This window comes from Moraxella oculi (genome assembly GCF_023336735.1).
Classification (GTDB): Bacteria; Pseudomonadota; Gammaproteobacteria; order Pseudomonadales; family Moraxellaceae; genus Moraxella; species Moraxella oculi.
Window position 1 is genome coordinate 26118 of record NZ_JAMBAQ010000005.1, and the last position, 18448, is coordinate 44565.

Genomic DNA, 18448 nt, shown 5'->3' on the forward strand with positions numbered 1-18448 from the left:
AAAAAAATACCTTAATTATCATTAAGGTATTTTTTTTGTGGTTTGATTAGGATTTTTGTACGGCATCAAGCAATTTGGCTTGGTGGTCAATCAGAGCTTGAGGCATGCGTTCGCCCAGTTTTTCAAACAATGCTTTATGGTCATTAAGTTCTTGTATCCAAGAGTTTTTGTCTTGGCCGGTTACTAAGTCGAACTGTTGCTGGCTAAAATCAGACTCTGCCCAGTTGATGTCATCATAGGTAGGTACCAATCCAATCGGCGTGTGAACAGCGTTCGCATTGCCTTCGCAACGATTGATGATCCATTCAAGAACACGCATGTTTTGACCAAATCCAGGCCAGACAAAATCACCATGTTCATCACGACGAAACCAGTTCACTTTAAACATTTTTGGCATTGTTGTGCCATGCTGTGCGGTCAATTTGTTTAGTTTGTCGCCCATTTCCAGCCAATTGGTGAAATAGTCGGCCATGTTGTAGCCTGCAAATGGCAACATGGCAAATGGGTCGCGGCGTACCACGCCTTGCTGCCCTGTGGCGGCGGCGGTGGTTTCAGAACCCATGGTTGCCGCTTTATATACGCCGTCCACCCAGTCAAAGGCTTCAGATACCAATGGCACAGTGTCAGCGCGACGACCACCAAAGATAAAGGCAGAGATAGGCACACCTTCAGGGTTTTCCCATTGTGGGTCGATGGATGGGCATTGTGCTGCTGATACGGTAAAGCGAGCATTAGCGTGCGATGCTTTTTCTGATCCATCATGCTGTTGGCGTTTCCAGTTGATGAGATTTGCTGGTGGCTCTTTGGTTTTGCCTTCCCACCACACTTCACCATCTTCTGTTACGGCGACATTGGTATAAAGTACATCAGACCCCAGCATGCTCATGCAGTTTGAGTTAGTCTTAGTGTTTGTTCCTGGTGCTACGCCAAAAAATCCTGCTTCTGGGTTGATGGCGTAAAGTTTGCCATCTGCTGATGGCTTGATCCAAGCGATGTCATCACCAACCGTCTCTACCTTCCAGCCCTCATAACCCGCTGGTGGAATGAGCATGGCAAAGTTGGTTTTGCCACAGGCGGATGGGAAAGCGGCGGCGATATAGTGTTTTTTGCCTTCTGGATTGGTTACGCCCAAGATGAGCATGTGTTCAGCCAGCCAGCCTTGTTCACGACCCATGACAGATGCAATGCGTAGTGCCAGACATTTTTTGCCAAGTAGGGCATTACCACCATAGCCTGAACCGTATGACCAGATTTCACGAGTCTCTGGAAAATGGACGATGTACTTGTCATCATTGCACGGCCATGCCACATCTTTCTCGCCATCGCTTAATGGCTTACCAACAGAATGCACGCATGGTACAAATTCACCGTCCGTGCCCAGTACATCATAGACAGCCTTGCCCATGCGAGCCATCTTACGCATACTGACGACAACATAAGGGCTGTCGGTGATTTCAACACCGATGTGGGCAATGTGGCTACCCAGCGGACCCATGCTAAATGGTACCACATACATGGTGCGACCTGCCATGCAGCCGTCAAATTTCTCATTTAAAATTGCTCGCATTTCATCGGGGGCTTTCCAGTTGTTGGTTGCACCTGCGTCAATTTGCTGCTTAGAACAGATGAAAGTACGGTCTTCAACACGGGCCACATCTGACGGATCGGAGAATGCCAAATAAGAATTCGGGTGTTTTTCTTCATTAAGCTTGATCATTGTCCCATTCTCAATCATCAGATTGATGAGGCGATCGTATTCTTCTTCTGAACCGTCGCACCACTCAATGTTGGCAGGCTTGGTGAGGCTGGCAATGTTAGCCACCCAATCGATTAAAGCTTGGTGACGGACGAATTGTGGGGCAGTGATGGTTGTGGTCATGATAACCTCTCAGGGTTCTTAGATTGAATGAAAAAGTAAGTACGAAGTAAAAGTACTACATATAAAAAAAATGACCTATTAAAACATAAAAATAAAACAATGATAATCATTATTTTAAAAATAAATGAAACTATTTTTTTTAATGATGATTAAAACTGATGGAATGGGCATGTTGCAATATAGGTGGGTAATAATGCTTGAAATAATCCCCAAGCATTTGACTTGGGGATTTTAAACATCATATATCTGGATATGGACGGAGTTGATCTGCCTGTATCCATGCTTGTACCCATTCATCAGGGGGTAGGTTGATGTCTGAATGACCCAAGCTGTCTAAGATTTCTTTGGTTGGTAGGGCTTTGCCAGATTTAAAATCGGTAACTGCTGTTCGCAAAAGGGCATGACAAGTACACTTTCCCTTAACCCACATGGTCTGCTCCACATAAAACCAGCGTTCATCAATGGCACAAATGCGAGTTTTCATCGTAACCTTATCAAAAGCACGAATTCGCTTGCGGTACTGAATGGTGCTGCCTGCCACCACCAAACCCCAGCGATTTTTGATGAGCTTAACCCCAAGACCTGAACGAATGGCAAAATCCGTGCGACCTAAGTCAAACAGTGTCAAGATTCTCCCATTGTTCATTTCAAGAAAGTTGTCAATGTCATTGACATTGGCGGTGAAATGATATTCACTGGTGTCGGTCAAGCTTAGGGCTTTTCCTTGTTTTAGACCGAGCGAGCTTTTGACAATGGTTTTGGTTAGGCGTAAAAACGGATACATGCTGATTTCCTTGTTTTGGGCTGATTGTTACCGTCAAACTTGATAAAACTTGGCGGTCTTTAGGTTCGGCGATTTTGATTTTTCGTTACGCTCTTTTGATTGTGATCCATTTTTGGAGGATTTGCCATCTGTGTGCTGGCGACGAACAGCACGAGATTTTAACGGTTTTTTATGAATGCGTGCTTGCTTTTCTTTGGTGGCAGTATTAAGACCTGTGCCGATGCGTGGACGCAAACCGACCGTTTCAACCAGCTTGCTGATTTCTTTGGCGTCAAGCTCAATGAAGCGTCCTGTGCGTAATTCTTTTGGTAGAATGACGGTGCCGTAGCGAGTGCGAATCAGCCGAGACACTTTCAGTCCTTGTGATTCGAACATGCGGCGAACTTCTCTTTTACGACCTTCTTTGATTTTGACATGATACCATTTATTTACGCCCATGCCACCGCCTTCTTTGATGTCATCAAATTTTGCCATGCCGTCTTCTAGTTCAACGCCACGAGTGAGATTTTGAGCGATTTGTGGAGTCACATCACCAAGTACTCGCACGGCGTATTCACGAGCTACCTCACTAGATGGGTGCATGAGACGATGAGCGAGTTCACCATCATTGGTAAATAGGAGTAATCCTGATGAGTTGATGTCTAAGCGTCCAACCATGACCCATCTGTCGCCTGTGAGTTTTGGTAGGCGGTCAAAGACGGTGGGGCGACCTTCTGGGTCAGATGCTGATGAGATTTCACCTTCTGGTTTATAATAGGCAAGGACACGACGGCGTTTTTCTCGTTCGGCTTTGATACGCACCAAGCGTCCATCAACACGAATTTCGTCCAATGCTGTCGCTCGGTCGCCAAGTGTGGCAATCGTACCGTTGATAGAGACTCGCCCTGACTTAATGATGTCCTCCAATCCACGACGAGAGCCTAAGCCCATGCGAGCAAGCAATTTTTGGAGTTTTTCTCCATCGGTGCGAGTGGTGGGGGTGGATTCTGAGGTGTGTGGTATAAAATCGGTATGATTAAAATCATTCATGGGGCGTTTCCTGTGTTTGGATGATGACATTTCACAATGTTACGATTTGCGTTCGTCTTGCTTTTTGGTGTGAAAGCAATGTTTGTGATGAGTGCGTGTTGATGCTAAAAAGCATGGCAATCATCAATCATGGGCGAATGCGTGATGACACTGATGTTAGATGATGCCACGCCCATCATACGACCGTTATTAAAAATTAGCAAGAATAGTTTTGTAACTGTATTTATAAACTTTAATGAGGCGTGTTTTGGATGATCATCATTCCACTTTCAAACTTTCCAAATCAGGCAGTGGCGGCAACTCATCTAGGCTTGATAAACCAAAAGCATCTAAAAATGCAGGCGTGGTGTGCAGTAGGGCAGGTTTGCCCAGCGTGTCTTTATGACCTTTCTCCATAATCCAACCTTTATCAAACAGCTGTCTTAGAATGTTACTTGATACCGTTACGCCACGCACTTGCTCAATATCACCACGCGTAACAGGTTGTTTGTAGGCGATGACGCTTAGGGTTTCAAGTAAAGCCTGACTTAGGTTTTCAAGGCGTTGTGGAAAGATTTGCTGAATCAGTCGTGAATAACTGTCTTTGATTTGTAGGCGATAGCCACTGGCTGTCTTACTGAGTGTCAGGACACTGCCTGACAGTCGTTCTTGTAGAATGATGAGTGCCATTTGTAGTTCATCGCTACTCATGGCAAGATGTTTCTTTAAATCATTGTCGGTCAATGGCGTTTCACTGGCGTGTAACAATACTTCAATATAGCGACTTAAGGCTTCGGCAGTGGCATGAGCTTCTAAGATGGCTTTTTGTTCATCTTTTGTTATGTTTGACTCTTGTGCCACATTAAGTGGTGGGGTGTTCATGGTGTTTTGCATGATGGTGTTACATTTGGTAAAAAATGGTCGGATAAATTAAATTAAGGTGAGCGGGTGTTTAATGCAACCAGTAAAGCATCTGTTCGTCCATGCTGATTTCTTTATGTTCTGTGTTCTTTGAGATGTCTGTCTCATCATCGTGGTAGTCATTAAAGCCGACCAAGCCACGCTTGATCAGTTCTAAGACTGCCACGAAACTCACCACGACACCCAGCTTGCCCTGAGTGGGTTCAAGCAACTCTTTGAATGTTGCCATGCCTTTGTTGCTTAATGTGCGAGTGATGTTGGCGATGCGTTCAGGCAAAGGAACAGGGTCAATGGTAACCATGTGTGTTTGCTGTTCTGATTTGATTTGCATATTGACCAAGCTATTAATCAACAGTGCTGGCGAGTACTTGGGTAATTCAGCTTGCATGGCTTCGATGCTAGGTAGGCTTGTAAAAGCCAAAAACACATCTCTTTCAAGGCGAATCAGATCATCAAGGCGTCTGGCCACTTCTTTGATCTGAGCATACTCCTCAAGCTTTCTGATCAATCTTGCCTTTGGACTCATTTCATCGTCTGTGCCAGCTGCATTGGGCAATAAAAGTTCGCTTTTGATGGCAATCAGGGTGCTTGCCATGAGTAGGTAATCTCCTGCCAATTCAAAATACTCTTCATCTAAGTCTTTGATATAACTTAAATATTGCTTTGTGATGGGTAAAATGGCTGTTTCAGTAAGGTCGAAATTATTTTTTTTAACCAAATACAACAAAAAATCCAGCGGCCCTGCAAATTGTTCAAGCCAAATGGCAAAAGCCTGCGGTGGAATGTATAAATCATCAGGCAGATTTTCAACAGGCGTATCGAAGATGCGAATGGATGAATTTTCCACAATGAACCTTATTATCAGATGAGTTGTGTGTTACTGGTGGAGCTTTCTAATTGCAACAGCAGCTTTTTGCGAGTAGTGCCACTGCTGTATCCACCAATTTTACCATTTTTTAGTCGCACTCTATGGCAGGGGATGATGATGGCAATCTTATTTTTGCCATTCGCTGATGCGACGGCTCTGGTCGCATTGGGCATGGACATTTTTTTGGCTTGTTCTGAGTAGGAGATTGTCTGACCATAATCAATGTTCATCAGTTCGTGCCAAACTTTACGCTCAAATTCTGTCCCAATCATGTCTAGCGGTATGCTAAATTGAGTCAATGTGCCATCAAAATAACGGTTAAGCTGATGTTGGAGTTTGATGGCTTTGCTGTTGTTGGGTGGTAGGTGAGAATTAAAGACTTTGATGATCGTATGAATGTCATTGACAAGTGTTTTATTGTCTAAAAATTCCAAAAGACACAAACCTTTGGGTGAAAAAATACTGATCATCATCCCCAGCGGTGTCTGTATGAATGAATGACACAGATGGTCGTTAGGGCGGTCATGTGCGTCATTCATGACACGCAACACTTTTGATAAGTGGTGCGTGTCTGAGTGCTGGACAGATGCGTCGCCAGTCCTAATTAACATTACTTTTGATTGTCTTATGTGGTCGCAGGTCATGTCATTTAAGCTTGGCAAGTGGTTTGATGCCAATGGCACGACGAGTCTTATCCAGCTGCTTTTGGGCGACGCGACGAGCTTTGGTGGCTCCCATTTGCAAGATTTCTTCCAGGTGTTTTGGGTCGTTCATGAGTTCAAAATAGCGGTTTCGCATGGGTTCGATTTCATCATTGATTTTATTAAATAAAATCTCTTTGGCTTCACCCCAACCAATACCACGGCGATAATGAGCCGCAAGTGCGTCAATCTCTTCTTTGCTGGCAAAAGCACGATAAATCTCAAAAATGTTGCAGTCATTTGGATCTTTTGGCTCTTCTGGTGCCTGGGAGTTGGTAACGATTTGTGAGATGGCTTTTTTTAGTGCTTTTTTTGGGTCGATTTGTGGGTTGCCATCGCCAAATAGCGGAATGGTATTGCCATAAGATTTGCTCATCTTGCGACCGTCAAGCCCAGTTAATAAGGGAATGTCTTCATCAACGACGGCGTTTGGCTGAACGAACAGGGGCTTGTACTTAAAATTGAATGTGCCAGCAATGTCTCTTGCCATCTCAATATGCTGTACTTGGTCTTTACCGACGGGTACATGAGTGGCGTTAAACATCAAAATGTCAGCCGCCATCAATACAGGATAGCTGAACAATCCCATGGTAATGCCAAAGTCTGGATCAACATCTTCTTTGGCGGCATTGATATCAACAGCGGCTTTATAGGCGTGGGCTCGATTCATCAAGCCTTTAGCACATGAGCAATTTAGCACCCAAGCCAGCTCTGGAATTTCTGGAATGTCTGACTGGCGGTAGAAAGTTACCGCTTGTGGATCCAGACCGCAGGCGAGCCAAGTTGCAGCAATGGCACGAGTGGAGCGATGAATCTCATCAGGATCGAAACACTTGATGAGAGCGTGAAAATCTGCCAAAAAGAAAAAAGCATCTCCTTCGCCTTTGGCAATCGCTTCATTGGCAGCGGCAATCGCAGGGCGAATTGAGCCGACATAGTTGCCTAGATGGGGAATGCCCGTGGTGGTAATGCCTGTAAGAACTCGTCTTTGTTCGGTGGTGTCGCTCATGATGGTCTCTTGTCTGTTTTTGGCAATGATGAAAAGATAAAATGATTATTATAGCAAATTTTTTGACAAGTGATGTTTGATTCTTTGGGATTTTTGCTGAAATTTTTTGGGATGGTGTTTATATGGTTGAGTTTTTATCTGCTAATTTGGATACCCAACCCTAAACTTTAGTTTTTTATAGCACCGTGTTTAAAAGTATGATTGACAAATCGTTTTTTTTTGTAAAATTAGAGGAGTGGGATTGGGTATTTGACAAAACCAATGATAGCTAATTTAAACAATACTTGCATTGAATTTTTGTGATTATTTTTCGTCTAATGTTTTTATTTTTCAGGAGTTGATTTTGGATATTATTATTGCTATTCTTAAGTGGTGTTTTGAGCATTGGATCATTACAAGCTTAGTTTTACTTTTCTTGATTGGTCGTATTGCTTCAGCAGTGATAGAGAAGCGTTTGGAGGAGGAGAGGGAGGAGGAGCGGAGGGCTCGTGAGGAGGAAAAGAGAAGGAGATTTTTTACTTGTGATGAATGTGGCAAGGAAGAGGCTTTGGTTAAGGGGAGGGTGGAGGAAATAGACCGCTATCCAACTTATAAAGAGCTTAGAGAAACAACTTCGTCTGGAAAAACCAAAACTCGCCAAGTTAAAATTTTTAAGGTAACAGAAAAACGCATTATCGGTGTAAATTTTGCGATGCTGGATTTACAACCACTAATACAAGAGAGTTAAATTGAATATTCAAGACTTTATCCAGGCTGCTAATAAGTTTTGTTTGGATGCAAATGATGAAAATAGCAGATACCGCTCTTGGGAGCATTGCTATACTGAATTTGCCAAAGCAAGAAAGCAGTCGTCGCTAGATTATGATTACTTAAGCCTGCATTTGGCATTTTATTTGGCAAGTTGGGGTATGCTGAGAGCATCCTTTTTGTTACAAAAGGATTATAAAGTTCATATTCCTGCAGTGCAAATTATTTTAAAACCAGAGTATGACTGTTTGCACAATTTAAAATGCCAAGATATTTTTAACAAGCAAGTGGAAGTTGCCTGGAGAAATGTAAATAAGGAGCTTTCTGATTACTATGGTATGGTCAGACAGACTGTTAAAGGTGATGTAAAATCAAAACCATCATCTGTTTTGATGAGTAAAATTTTGCTAGGTACTTTGGCTTGTACGCCTGCCTATGACCGTTTCTTTATGGATACTGCAAAAAAAGTATGCGGAATTACAGCAGCGTACGGCGTGAGTTCTTTAAAAGAATTGGCTGGATTTTATGCAGATAATGAAATCCAATTGGAAGATTTGCGTCAGAAACTTCATAAAGAACAATTTGAATATCCACAAATGAAATTATTGGATATGGGGTTTTGGCAACTTGGTTTTGAAAATAGCCCGTAGCCCGTAGGTTGGGTTGAGGCACGAAACCCAACAAATTCAAAGACTTACACCAAAAATGGTGGGCATAGCCCACCCTACATTATCCTATGGCTCATTTGGTATATATTAGGAATTTAGCACTTCTAAATCATCTTTGCAAATGGCCATCGCATCGTCATCAGGGCAAAAGCTGGGGTCTAATCGACAAATGGCACATTGTAACTCTTTGATTTGTTTGTCTTGATGTTGGATATGAGCAAGCAACGCTGCGATGCTGGTGGCAATAGGGTCGTGATTGTCTGGTTTTAATCCGTAAGCATTGAATAATTCGTTGGCTACTTGGTTTTGCTCATGGTTTACTTTTGGTGCGTCTTTTTTGTGATCTTTATCAATCATTCTGGCAGCAAATCCTACCATTGTGGCGTTGTCAGGAACGGATTTGATGACGACTGCATTTGAGCCTATTTTGGCATGATTACCGACATTAAATCCGCCTAAAATCTTTGCGCCAGCACCAACCACGACATGATTTCCCAGTGTTGGGTGGCGTTTGGCACCCTTTTCCCAGGAAACCCCCCCCAAGGTAACACCGTGATACAAAGTAACATCATCACCAATTTCAGCGGTCTCTCCAATGACTACACCCATACCATGGTCAATAAACAGCCGCTGACCAATTTTGGCGGCAGGGTGAATCTCAATGCCAGTTACCATGCGACCAACATGTGATAAAGCACGAGCAGCGAATTTATGTTCTTTGTTCCATAGGGTGTGAGCGGCACGATGCAAGGTGCGTGCGTGAATCCCTGGGTAGGTGGCAAGCACTTCAATCTTGGTGCGAGCAGCTGGATCTTTTGCCAGCACCGCCTCAACATCATCGTTGATTTGAGTGGCGAGATGTTTTAGTCTTGTGAGGATGGACACGGAGCAATCCTTATTGGTCGGTGTGTTTTTGTCTCATTGTAAATCATTACACCAAATTTGCCAACTATTAGGTAGGATTTAATTTTTGAGTGATTTTGGCGATTAATGCACGCAGTAAAGCATGTTCTTTTTGGTCAAGTTGTAATCGGCTGGTCAAACGAGACAGGCGCTGTGGTAGGTTTTTTAGATGATTAGCATCTGCTAAGTCAAGGCGTGTCATCAAATCAACCACGGCATCATTCAGTGCCTGTTTTTGGGCATGAGTGATGGCAGGTTCGTCCCAATCTTGACGAATGGTGAGCATCAGTGGCTGGCATTCATGTTGTTGGGCGTTCTTTGGCGTGAGTTGAGTCATTTGATAAAATGCGTCATAAATGAATGAGCTGATGACCTGAATGGCAGAGGCGACATTGAGTACAGGATAGTCAGGATTGGCAGGGATTTGAATGTGGTAATCTGCAATCGCCAGTTCATCATTGGTCAGTCCTCTGTCCTCACGCCCAAATAAAATGGCAACTTTGGGTCTTTGAGAATTGTCATGCTGGCTAAAATAGTCTGTTAAGATGTCAGCACTTTGTTTGGGGCTAACAACAGGGCGTGGTAAATGGCGTGTGCGAGCAGAAGCGGCGAAAATCAGTGAGCAATCTGCCAATGCTTCCTCTGGTGTATTGACAATGACAGCGTTGTTAAGAACGCTGGTCGCACCTGCAGCGTTTGCGTGGCTTGTCTCATCAATTGGCAGGCGAGGATTGACCACGACAAGATCACTTAATCCCATGGTGTGCATGGCACGAGCGGCAGAGCCAATATTGGCAGGTAGGGTTGTGCCAATCATGATGATGCGAATGTGCTTTAAATGTTTTAGGATATTCATGGTTGCTACTGTGGTTTTTTTGGGTTGATGAATTTGCCCATTATTTTAATAAGATGTGATCTGGTGGCAGTATTGATTGTAATCCGCTAAGCACACCATCACTAGGATATAAGCGAAAACGCTCATTAACCATCAGTCGTGAGACGCTACAGTCATCATAGATGAATAATGAGACAGGTAGGCAGCCGTCTTTGATGGTGGTGTGCTTTGGCAGGGTAATTTCATTGCCTGCTTCATCATAAGCGATGGCATCGTCAATCTCTTCATCGTCATCAATGTGGGGCATGTCTGCTGGCGGCACGGATTCTTTTAATAGCGACAAAACGCCCGATAAAGCCTTGGTGTCATGAGCGTGTAGCTTGATATTAATGGCGGATAAATGTTTGATGCGAGCTTGAGTCAATGAAATGGCGTCTTGCATTCTGGCGAAAATTCTTCCATCGGATTCACGCACGCTAAGTTTGGCGATGATGATGACGCCATTTAGGTCTTCAATGCCTTCCCAGTCTTCTTTGGGTATTTTACGCAATTCAGTGGCATTTGGTGTTTTGGCTTCTAAAATTGATTTTAGTTTTGTGAATTTATCAGTAAAGCAACTCACTTCCACACGACAACTGCCATCATCTAAGGTGATGGCGACTCTGTTACCAAAGTTTGCCACATCAATGACCAAACCTGCCACTTGTGCGTATTTGTTATAGCCCAAATCACTAAGATTGGACAGTTGGTTGGTATTGGTGTATTTTTTAAGCTCATCTCGATATTTGTCTAATGGGTGCCCTGTCAAATATAACCCTAGGGTATCTTTTTCCCCTTTTAGGCGTGTCTGATCGCCCCATATGACATTTGGTAACTGTGGAGCGGTGGATAAGCCATCGTCAATCTCATCAAACAAGTCAAAAGTGCCAACCAGTTCATTTTGACGATTTTGTTCAGCGACTTTTGTGGCGGTGGGTAGTTGTGCCCAAAGCCCTCCACGAATGTGGTGGCGTAACTGCTGATCAGCAAACTCTGGCTTGATACGCTCTGCCAAATCATCAAAACAACCAGCACAGATGAGCGCCTCTAAGGCACGCTTGCCGACTTTTTTAATATCGACACGATTGCAAAAATCATAAAGGTCTTTAAACGCACCTTTTTGACGAGCCTTGACAATGCTGGCAACCGCATCTTCTCCCACGCCCTTGATTGCACCTAGCCCATAGATGATGGTCTTTTTATCCTGTACAACAAATTTCCAATCACTGTGATTGACACTAGGTGGAATGACAGACAAATCAAAGTTATCTTTGCAATCAGAAATCAAAAAAACAATCGTATCTGTATCGTCCATTTCTGAGGTTAAGACCGCTGCCATGAATTCGGCAGGGTAGTAGTATTTTAAATAAGCGGTTTGGTAAGCAAGCACGCCATAGGCAGCAGAATGTGATTTATTAAAACCGTAGCCTGCAAACTTTTCAACCAAATCAAATATTTGTCCAGCCAGCTCACCTGACACGCCTTGACCGATGGCACCATCAACAAAAATACTGCGTTGCCTTGCCATCTCTTCAGGCTTTTTCTTACCCATCGCACGGCGTAGCATGTCAGCACCGCCTAGGGTGTAGCCTGACAATATTTGAGCGATTTGCATGACTTGTTCTTGATAAACAATGACGCCATAAGTGGCTTTTAGTGGAGGTTCTAGCCATTCATGCTGGAAATCTGGGTGTGGGTAGGCAGGTTCTTGAATGCCGTGCTTTCGGTCGATGAAGTCTGTAACCATGCCAGATTCTAAAGGACCAGGGCGATATAAAGCACACATCGCAATCACATCTTCGATGTTGGTGGGCTTGAGTTTTTTTAGGTATTTTTTCATACCTGAGCTTTCAAGCTGGAATACGGCGGTGGTATTTCCTGATTGTAAGACTGATTCATAGACCTTTTCATCATCAAGGGGGAGTTTTTCAAGGTCAATCGGTTGCTCACCCAGCTTGGCAAGGGTGTGATTGATGTTATCCACCGCAGCTTGGATCACAGTCAGATTTCGCAGGCCCAAAAAGTCAAATTTGACCAGCCCCACCGATTCAACATCGTCTTTATCAAACTGGCTGACAGGATGCCCTTCATCATCACAGTACACCGCAGAAAAATCAGAGATGCGATTGGGGGCGATGAGTACGCCACCTGCATGTTTGCCGACATTGCGAGTGATGCCCTCTAATTTTTGTGCCATTTCCCATATTTCGACAGCGGCATCATGATCTGGGTGGGTTGAGTCGTCTTTGAGCATTTCTTGAAGCTGAGGTTCTTCTGCCAATGCTTGTGCCAATGAAATGCCAGGAGTTTTTGGAATGAGCTTCGACATTTTGTCAGCCAACCCTAAGGGTTTACCTTGCACACGAGCAACATCTCGCACCACCGCTTTGGCACCCATTGTACCAAAAGTGATGATTTGAGACACCGCCTGCCTGCCATAAGTGCGACCGACATAATCAATCACACGATCTCGCCCCTCGATACAAAAATCAATATCGAAGTCTGGCATTGAGACGCGTTCAGGATTTAAAAATCGCTCAAAAAGTAAGTCGTACTCTAAGGGGTCAAGATCGGTGATGTTGAGACTATATGCCACCAATGAGCCCGCACCAGAACCACGACCTGGACCAACGGGTACGCCATTGGCTTTCGCCCAACGAATAAAATCCATCACGATGAGAAAATAACCTGGAAATCCCATTTTTAAGATGATGCTTAGTTCATAATCGAGGCGTTCTTGGTATGCCTTGAAAATTTCATGCCATGTGTCATCACGAGAATCGATGGGGTAGAGCTTGGCAAGACGCTGATCCAAACCTTCGGCACTGACTTTTTTAAAGAAACTTTCAATCGTTTCACCCTCAGGTATGGGAAATTCAGGCAATACATTGATGCCAAGCGTCAGCGTAACATTGCAACGGCTGGCAAGCAGATGGGTGTTTTCAATGGCTTGGGGCAAGTCATAAAACAGTGTCATCATCTCTTGCTGGGTGCGAAAATATTGTGATTGTGTGTAGTTTTTTGGACGATTGGGGTCGTCTAGCGTATAACCTGTGGTGATACATACGCGTGCTTCGTGCGCATCAAAATCGCTGCCAACCTCATCGTCTCTGCCCAATCCTGTACTTTGTGGTACTGGATTCATGAAACGCACATCATTATGAGCGATGATGGCAATGCCTGCTTTTGAGCCTTGAATGATGGCTTGGCGATTATAATCATCATCACCGACATGTGTGCGTCGAATGGATAGGTATAATCGATCGCCAAAAACCTCCTGCCAAGGCTTAACAATTTCGCCAAATTGCTCTGGGTGGTTGCCTGTTAATACGGTGCTGGTCTCTGAACGGTTGGTTAAGATGGCGATGATGCCATCATTCATGCTGAATAATGCTTTTTTGGTGATGATGGGTGTGCTGATGGCAACCGTGCCATTGTCATTCATGGGTCGGTCGGTGTAGGCATCTGACAGCAGTCGTAATAGATTTTTGTAGCCGTCGTTATTCATGGCGTAGAGTATGACGGTGTGAGCAGCGTCTTGAGCATGGCGGTCAGCAGACTCACCAATCGTTGCTTCAAGGCCAATGATGGGTTTGATGCCCGCCCCAATACATGCTTTATAGAATTTGACCACAGCAAACATATTGTTTAAATCCGCCAATCCCAACGCTGTCTGCCCATCATCCTTAGCGGCTTTTACCAAGTCTTTGATACGCACGATAGAATCAACGATGGCGAATTCACTATGTACGCCCAAATGCACAAATGCCATGAATGTCCTTGATGTTATGATGAAGTGAAAATGACAAAAATCATGAAAATAAACTTTAGAATTATACCACTGATTGGTTGTATTTTTAAGTGTTGTGTAAAAATTACTGCCATTAATGAAATTTTGATGCGGTCTTTAAATGTTTAGTCAATGAAGTGATGCACATCAAAACATCACTCATTCATGGTAAAATTGACCAAATCAAGGTACAATCTCATTTTATCTTTTATTTAAATTGCCATCTGCGTTATGTTTCAAATCATTCAGTCTAATGATACAAATAAGTTGGTCGATCAGCTCATTCATTTTTACGAAAAAAATCACCAGCATCAGTCTTTGACAGATGTCATATTTTGTCCATTTGTGGTGATTGTGCCGTCAATGGTGTTGGGTGATTGGCTGTCTAAACAGGTGGCATTGAAAGCAGGAATCAGCACGCTCTTAACCACAGAATTTTGGGGTCGATATCAGTGGCGTATGATTGATGCCGTCTTGAATGTTGACGCTCGCTTTCATGATGATGGATTGGCCGTGCCTGAGGTGGCGGTATTGTCTGGCTCGGTGATGCGTTGGCGAATTTTTGGGTATTTGAGTGAGATTGCCAAGACGGATTTGGAGCGGATTTTAAATGATGACGATGATGAGCTACATTTTTTATTTAAATCACTTGTTGACACGCAATCATCACGACGCTTTGATGAGGGAGTGGCTGATGTGCGACCAAGCATTTTGGAACATCGTCTTTGGCAGACTTGTGATGAGTTGGCAAAAGTTTATGTGCGATATTTAACCCAACGCCCAAAATGGCTAGAAGCTTGGTCTTTGGACAAGCCTTTGCCCATGTCGGTTGAAGAAATGATTCGTCAAAAAGACCAATTTGGCGAAAGTTTTGGGCAGTCAGAAGGTACGCCTGACTGGTTGTATGCCCATTACCATTCCTTAGAGCGACTGCTTCGCCATTTGTGGTGGGTATTGTTCAAGGAAGTTTACAACTATCGAGAACAGCTAGAAACAAGGTTTTGGCAAGTGCTAAATGGTGAGCGCGGCGAGGCTGTAAAAAGTCTAGCAATCGATGAGTTGCCAAAAAATCTGTATATGTTCACGGTGCAGCAGATCCCACCAGTGGAACTGATGTTTTTAAAAAAGCTATCGCTTCAAATCAATATACGCCTATTGCACTTTAATCCATCAAAGATGTTTTGGGCGGACATTGTGGATAAAAACTGGCTTTTAACCCAACGCATCATTCAACCACAGATGGTGTACCTAAAAGATTATGGACATGGATTATTGTCTAGATTGGGCAAGGAATCTCGTGAGACTTTTGCCATGCTTGCTGACATGTCAGGAGGTGATTTTTATTATGAACACGATGACGCCTTAGTCAATCAGCATGAACAATCACTGAATAAAATCTGTTCTGATGACACAGACGCCGCCATCAAAATTGACTGGCAAGACAAATTTGTCAATGGTGCTGGAACGGGCATACTACAAAGACTCAAACAAGACATTTTAATGCTGGGTGAGGATAACGACAGCGTGGCAATGCAAGAAGTGCTTTTTGCCCTGACCCAAAAAAACTGCCAAAAACCCACATTTACCCTAGACACCCAGTCTGATCACGCCATACCAGAGTTAAGTATTCATGCTTGCCATAGCCTGACAAGACAGCTTGAAATTGCGCGCACGATGATTGCTCGCTATCTTAATACCGACTATGGTGATGGTGTGGCTCGTAAGTTATCAGATGTGGTGATATTATTGCCTGATGCTCAAGAGGCTGAACATGTGATTCGCTCCGTCTTTCCTGATGGCGTGGGTATTGATGGTCTTAGATTACCCATCAAAATCACAGGCACAACCGACCGTACGATAGATGAACTGATGCAAGCGATCATCGGGTTTTATCGCTTGCTTGGCATGCAAGATGCTCGGTTTTATGCACATGAATTTTTTGAATGGCTGATGAATCCAAGTGTTTATGAAAGTTTTGGCTTGGGTTTTGAGGGGGCTTATCGTGCCAAAGCTTTGCTGGTGCAGGCAGGCTTTAAGCGGGGCTTTGATGCACGCCACATCAGTCAAACTCTGCATATCGCCGATACCGATTATCGTTATACATTCAGTTATGCGCTTGATCGCATTGTACTAGGATTCATCGCACCAAATGCACAAGCGGCAAGTGATTTGTTGTATCCGTCTGATTGGGTCAATCCCACCATCAAAGATGCCACCTTGCCACTTGATGGCGTCAGCTTAAATGACGCACACATCGTAACAGCTCTTTGTGCGATTCATGAGGCATTGACACGATTTTCTGGCATGTATCATCAGGTTGATACGGTGCAGTCATGGCTCCAAAAAATTGAGCATGAACTCATTAATGATTATTTTTATGACCGTAAACAAAGTGTGCAAATGCGTGCCATCTTTGATGCTAAGAATGCGATGATGTCAAGCTTGCGTGCCAATGCCAACTATCATCGTCATGCAGACAGTGCGACTCATACTGATGACATTCGCATGAGTCTTGAATTTGTGCTAGAAAGCTTATCAGATGCGGTGGCAATGCAAACAATCGCTGCTGAACCGTCTGGCGTGATTACGGTGGCAAGATTTGGTGCTTTAAGAAGCATTCCTTTTGGTCTGACACTCATGTTGGGCATGAACCTGTCTGCTTTCCCCAGACAAGATAAGAATGTGCGGCTGGACTTGATGAAGGCGGGACTTAAACGCCGTGGTGATCGTACGAACGAAGATGATGATAATGGGGCGTTTTTAGACGCAATCTTATGTACCAAAGATGCCTGTGCAATTTTTTATGACGGTCTAAGCACCGATGGCAGTACGGTATTATTGCCAGCCTCACCTGTTGGCGAACTCATTGAATTTTTTAAATCAGATGTTGATTGGCAATTTGAAGCGGCTAATGAGGATGTGCAGGCGGTTGCTGCATTATTGCCCAGTTTGATTGAGCGGTATTTGGTTACTTATCATCATGCAATGAGTTTTGAAAAAGGGGTGTTTTATGACAGTCAGTCCCAACCTGAGAGTCAAAGTTTGGCAGAGATGTTACTTGGTTTTATTAATAACAAAAAGCAAGAGCAAAGATTGTCCATGCCGCCTGCTCCCATTTGGCAACAAGTAAGGCGAATCATTGATGCCAAACGCCCACATGACGATAAGCCATTTGCCACACTGCCAAGTGATGATGAATTGAAGCGGTTTGCTGATGTTTTGTCAAACAATGTTCAAGGCGAGCATGTTGCTCAAGATATTGATGAGTTGATTTGTCAATATCGCTTGACACCACCCAATCAACTGACTGCTCAAATGATCATCAATGCCATCAAATCACCTGCCAAGCATTATTTGTATGGTAAATTTGCCACTGCCAAATCATCAGAGGTGGATGAGATGAACGAACCTTTGTCATTAGATGGTTTGGGCGATTGGCAGCTTAGGCAGGTGATCATCAAGGCGTTTGCTTTGGGTGTGTTTGACGGCAAAAAACCAGATGACATGAATGCCATGCAAATGACAGAACAAAATATCAAAGAGTTATCACAACTTGATGCCTTATACCATGATGCCAAACTGCCTGCTGGCGTGGTGCGTTCACAGGTGTTGCAGGATGCGACAGAATTTATTAAGGATCAATTCATGGCATTTTTTGAAGTGATTAAACATCACGCGTTGGTCGATGATTCAATGCAGGCGACGGATTTTTCTTCCATGAAGACCACCACATGTGAAGAGAGGATCACTGTCGGTTTGGGACAACATGACATCAAGGTCGTTGCTGACATGCCTGCGTCTGATGAGATGGTTTGGCTGAATGTTTTGGTCAGTAAAGCATCGGCTGATAAGCTGATGGGCTTTTGGGTTTGGCATTTGATATGGCAGATTCATCGGCAGACAACCGAAGATGATGTTAAACATGGGCGAGGAGCGAGTGTGTGGCAATACCTTACGCCATCATCAACTCAGCTAAAAGTCATTGGTCTAAGTGCAGGCAGTGTGTATCAATTCGCCCCAGTTTGTGCTAATGTTGCCAAGCGATATTTGATAAATTTGGTGTTGTTTGCCCTAATCGCTACGAAGACGCCATTGATTTTATTACCAGTAAATGCGTTGAAGAAGGCTTTGGCAGATCATGAAGAGGTGGTTATCAAGCATGATGAGATGGACGAGTATGCCCAGCTGATCATTGGTGATGCCAATCCAGATGATGTGATGAATGGCGTAGGACAATTGAGCGTGCCTTTATACAAGCCAATGATGAGCCGCCTTAGTGTGCTTGATGATGCTTAA

The 18448-nt window shown here is 43.9% G+C and carries 14 protein-coding genes; 4 read left to right on the top strand and 10 right to left on the bottom strand.

Features of this window, described 5'->3' with window-relative positions:
* Positions 1-46: 46 nt before the first annotated feature.
* The 3 genes from M2R47_RS03670 to rluB all read right to left on the bottom strand — a co-directional run bounded on the left by M2R47_RS03670 (position 47) and on the right by rluB (position 3593).
* Positions 47-1879 carry a phosphoenolpyruvate carboxykinase (GTP) gene (locus M2R47_RS03670; RefSeq protein ID WP_249099138.1) on the bottom strand — a complete coding sequence of 611 codons (1833 nt, stop codon included), beginning with the start codon at positions 1877-1879 and terminating at the stop codon, positions 47-49.
* A 238-nt stretch (positions 1880-2117) separates the two neighbouring features.
* Complete coding sequence (locus tag M2R47_RS03675) at positions 2118-2663, bottom strand: acyl-CoA thioesterase (RefSeq protein ID WP_249099141.1); 546 nt, start codon at positions 2661-2663, stop codon at positions 2118-2120.
* 33 nt (positions 2664-2696) lie between these two features.
* Entirely contained in the window at positions 2697-3593 is an 897-nt protein-coding gene (gene rluB / locus M2R47_RS03680) for a 23S rRNA pseudouridine(2605) synthase RluB (protein ID WP_249099330.1), read from the bottom strand.
* Between the two features lie 119 nt (positions 3594-3712).
* On the opposite strand from rluB, the gene M2R47_RS03685 reads away from it, so the two are divergent.
* Positions 3713-3856 (top strand): hypothetical protein, encoded by a 144-nt coding sequence (locus tag M2R47_RS03685; RefSeq protein ID WP_249099144.1) that lies wholly within the window; start codon positions 3713-3715, stop codon positions 3854-3856.
* Positions 3857-3950: 94 nt separating this feature from the next.
* Here the strand turns inward: M2R47_RS03685 and scpB are convergent, their stop codons facing one another.
* The 4 genes from scpB to trpS all read right to left on the bottom strand — a co-directional run bounded on the left by scpB (position 3951) and on the right by trpS (position 7170).
* Positions 3951-4553, bottom strand: coding sequence for an SMC-Scp complex subunit ScpB (gene scpB, locus M2R47_RS03690; protein WP_249099147.1), 603 nt, complete (start codon positions 4551-4553; stop codon positions 3951-3953).
* Between the two features lie 70 nt (positions 4554-4623).
* On the bottom strand, positions 4624-5439 hold the full coding sequence (locus M2R47_RS03695; RefSeq protein WP_249099152.1) for a segregation and condensation protein A: 816 nt from the start codon (positions 5437-5439) through the stop codon (positions 4624-4626).
* A 14-nt stretch (positions 5440-5453) separates the two neighbouring features.
* Positions 5454-6071, bottom strand: coding sequence for a methylated-DNA--[protein]-cysteine S-methyltransferase (locus M2R47_RS03700; RefSeq protein WP_249099155.1), 618 nt, complete (start codon positions 6069-6071; stop codon positions 5454-5456).
* 34 nt (positions 6072-6105) lie between these two features.
* Positions 6106-7170, bottom strand: a complete 1065-nt coding sequence (trpS, locus tag M2R47_RS03705; RefSeq protein WP_249099158.1) for a tryptophan--tRNA ligase — start codon at positions 7168-7170, stop codon at positions 6106-6108.
* Positions 7171-7513: 343 nt separating this feature from the next.
* Here trpS and M2R47_RS03710 point away from each other — a divergent pair, with 343 nt between their 5' ends.
* Both M2R47_RS03710 and M2R47_RS03715 read left to right on the top strand, forming a co-directional pair.
* Positions 7514-7897 carry a hypothetical protein gene (locus M2R47_RS03710; protein ID WP_249099161.1) on the top strand — a complete coding sequence of 128 codons (384 nt, stop codon included), beginning with the start codon at positions 7514-7516 and terminating at the stop codon, positions 7895-7897.
* Position 7898: 1 nt separating this feature from the next.
* The gene (locus M2R47_RS03715) at positions 7899-8567 is read left to right on the top strand and encodes a hypothetical protein (protein ID WP_249099164.1); all 669 of its coding nucleotides are present in this window, start codon (positions 7899-7901) and stop codon (positions 8565-8567) included.
* Positions 8568-8672: 105 nt separating this feature from the next.
* Here M2R47_RS03715 and cysE read toward each other — a convergent pair whose 3' ends face one another.
* The 3 genes from cysE to dnaE all read right to left on the bottom strand — a co-directional run bounded on the left by cysE (position 8673) and on the right by dnaE (position 14134).
* On the bottom strand, positions 8673-9464 hold the full coding sequence (gene cysE, locus M2R47_RS03720) for a serine O-acetyltransferase (protein WP_249099333.1): 792 nt from the start codon (positions 9462-9464) through the stop codon (positions 8673-8675).
* A gap of 73 nt (positions 9465-9537) precedes the next feature.
* On the bottom strand, positions 9538-10344 hold the full coding sequence (locus M2R47_RS03725) for an RNA methyltransferase (RefSeq protein ID WP_249099167.1): 807 nt from the start codon (positions 10342-10344) through the stop codon (positions 9538-9540).
* A gap of 40 nt (positions 10345-10384) precedes the next feature.
* On the bottom strand, positions 10385-14134 hold the full coding sequence (gene dnaE / locus M2R47_RS03730; protein ID WP_249099169.1) for a DNA polymerase III subunit alpha: 3750 nt from the start codon (positions 14132-14134) through the stop codon (positions 10385-10387).
* Positions 14135-14383: 249 nt separating this feature from the next.
* Here dnaE and M2R47_RS03735 point away from each other — a divergent pair, with 249 nt between their 5' ends.
* Positions 14384-18448, top strand: a complete 4065-nt coding sequence (locus M2R47_RS03735) for an exodeoxyribonuclease V subunit gamma (RefSeq protein ID WP_249099172.1) — start codon at positions 14384-14386, stop codon at positions 18446-18448.

Bases quoted from the DNA above. Each gene is read 5' to 3' on its own strand.
- M2R47_RS03670 (WP_249099138.1), bottom strand. From the start codon at position 1,879: ATGACCACAACCATCACTGCCCCACAATTCGTCCGTCACCAAGCTTTA.
- M2R47_RS03675 (WP_249099141.1), bottom strand. From the start codon at position 2,663: ATGTATCCGTTTTTACGCCTAACCAAAACCATTGTCAAAAGCTCGCTC.
- rluB (WP_249099330.1), bottom strand. From the start codon at position 3,593: ATGGGCTTAGGCTCTCGTCGTGGATTGGAGGACATCATTAAGTCAGGG.
- M2R47_RS03685 (WP_249099144.1), top strand. From the start codon at position 3,713: ATGATGACATTTCACAATGTTACGATTTGCGTTCGTCTTGCTTTTTGG.
- scpB (WP_249099147.1), bottom strand. From the start codon at position 4,553: ATGAACACCCCACCACTTAATGTGGCACAAGAGTCAAACATAACAAAA.
- M2R47_RS03700 (WP_249099155.1), bottom strand. From the start codon at position 6,071: ATGTTAATTAGGACTGGCGACGCATCTGTCCAGCACTCAGACACGCAC.
- trpS (WP_249099158.1), bottom strand. From the start codon at position 7,170: ATGAGCGACACCACCGAACAAAGACGAGTTCTTACAGGCATTACCACC.
- M2R47_RS03725 (WP_249099167.1), bottom strand. From the start codon at position 10,344: ATGAATATCCTAAAACATTTAAAGCACATTCGCATCATCATGATTGGC.
- dnaE (WP_249099169.1), bottom strand. From the start codon at position 14,134: ATGGCATTTGTGCATTTGGGCGTACATAGTGAATTCGCCATCGTTGAT.
- M2R47_RS03735 (WP_249099172.1), top strand. From the start codon at position 14,384: ATGTTTCAAATCATTCAGTCTAATGATACAAATAAGTTGGTCGATCAG.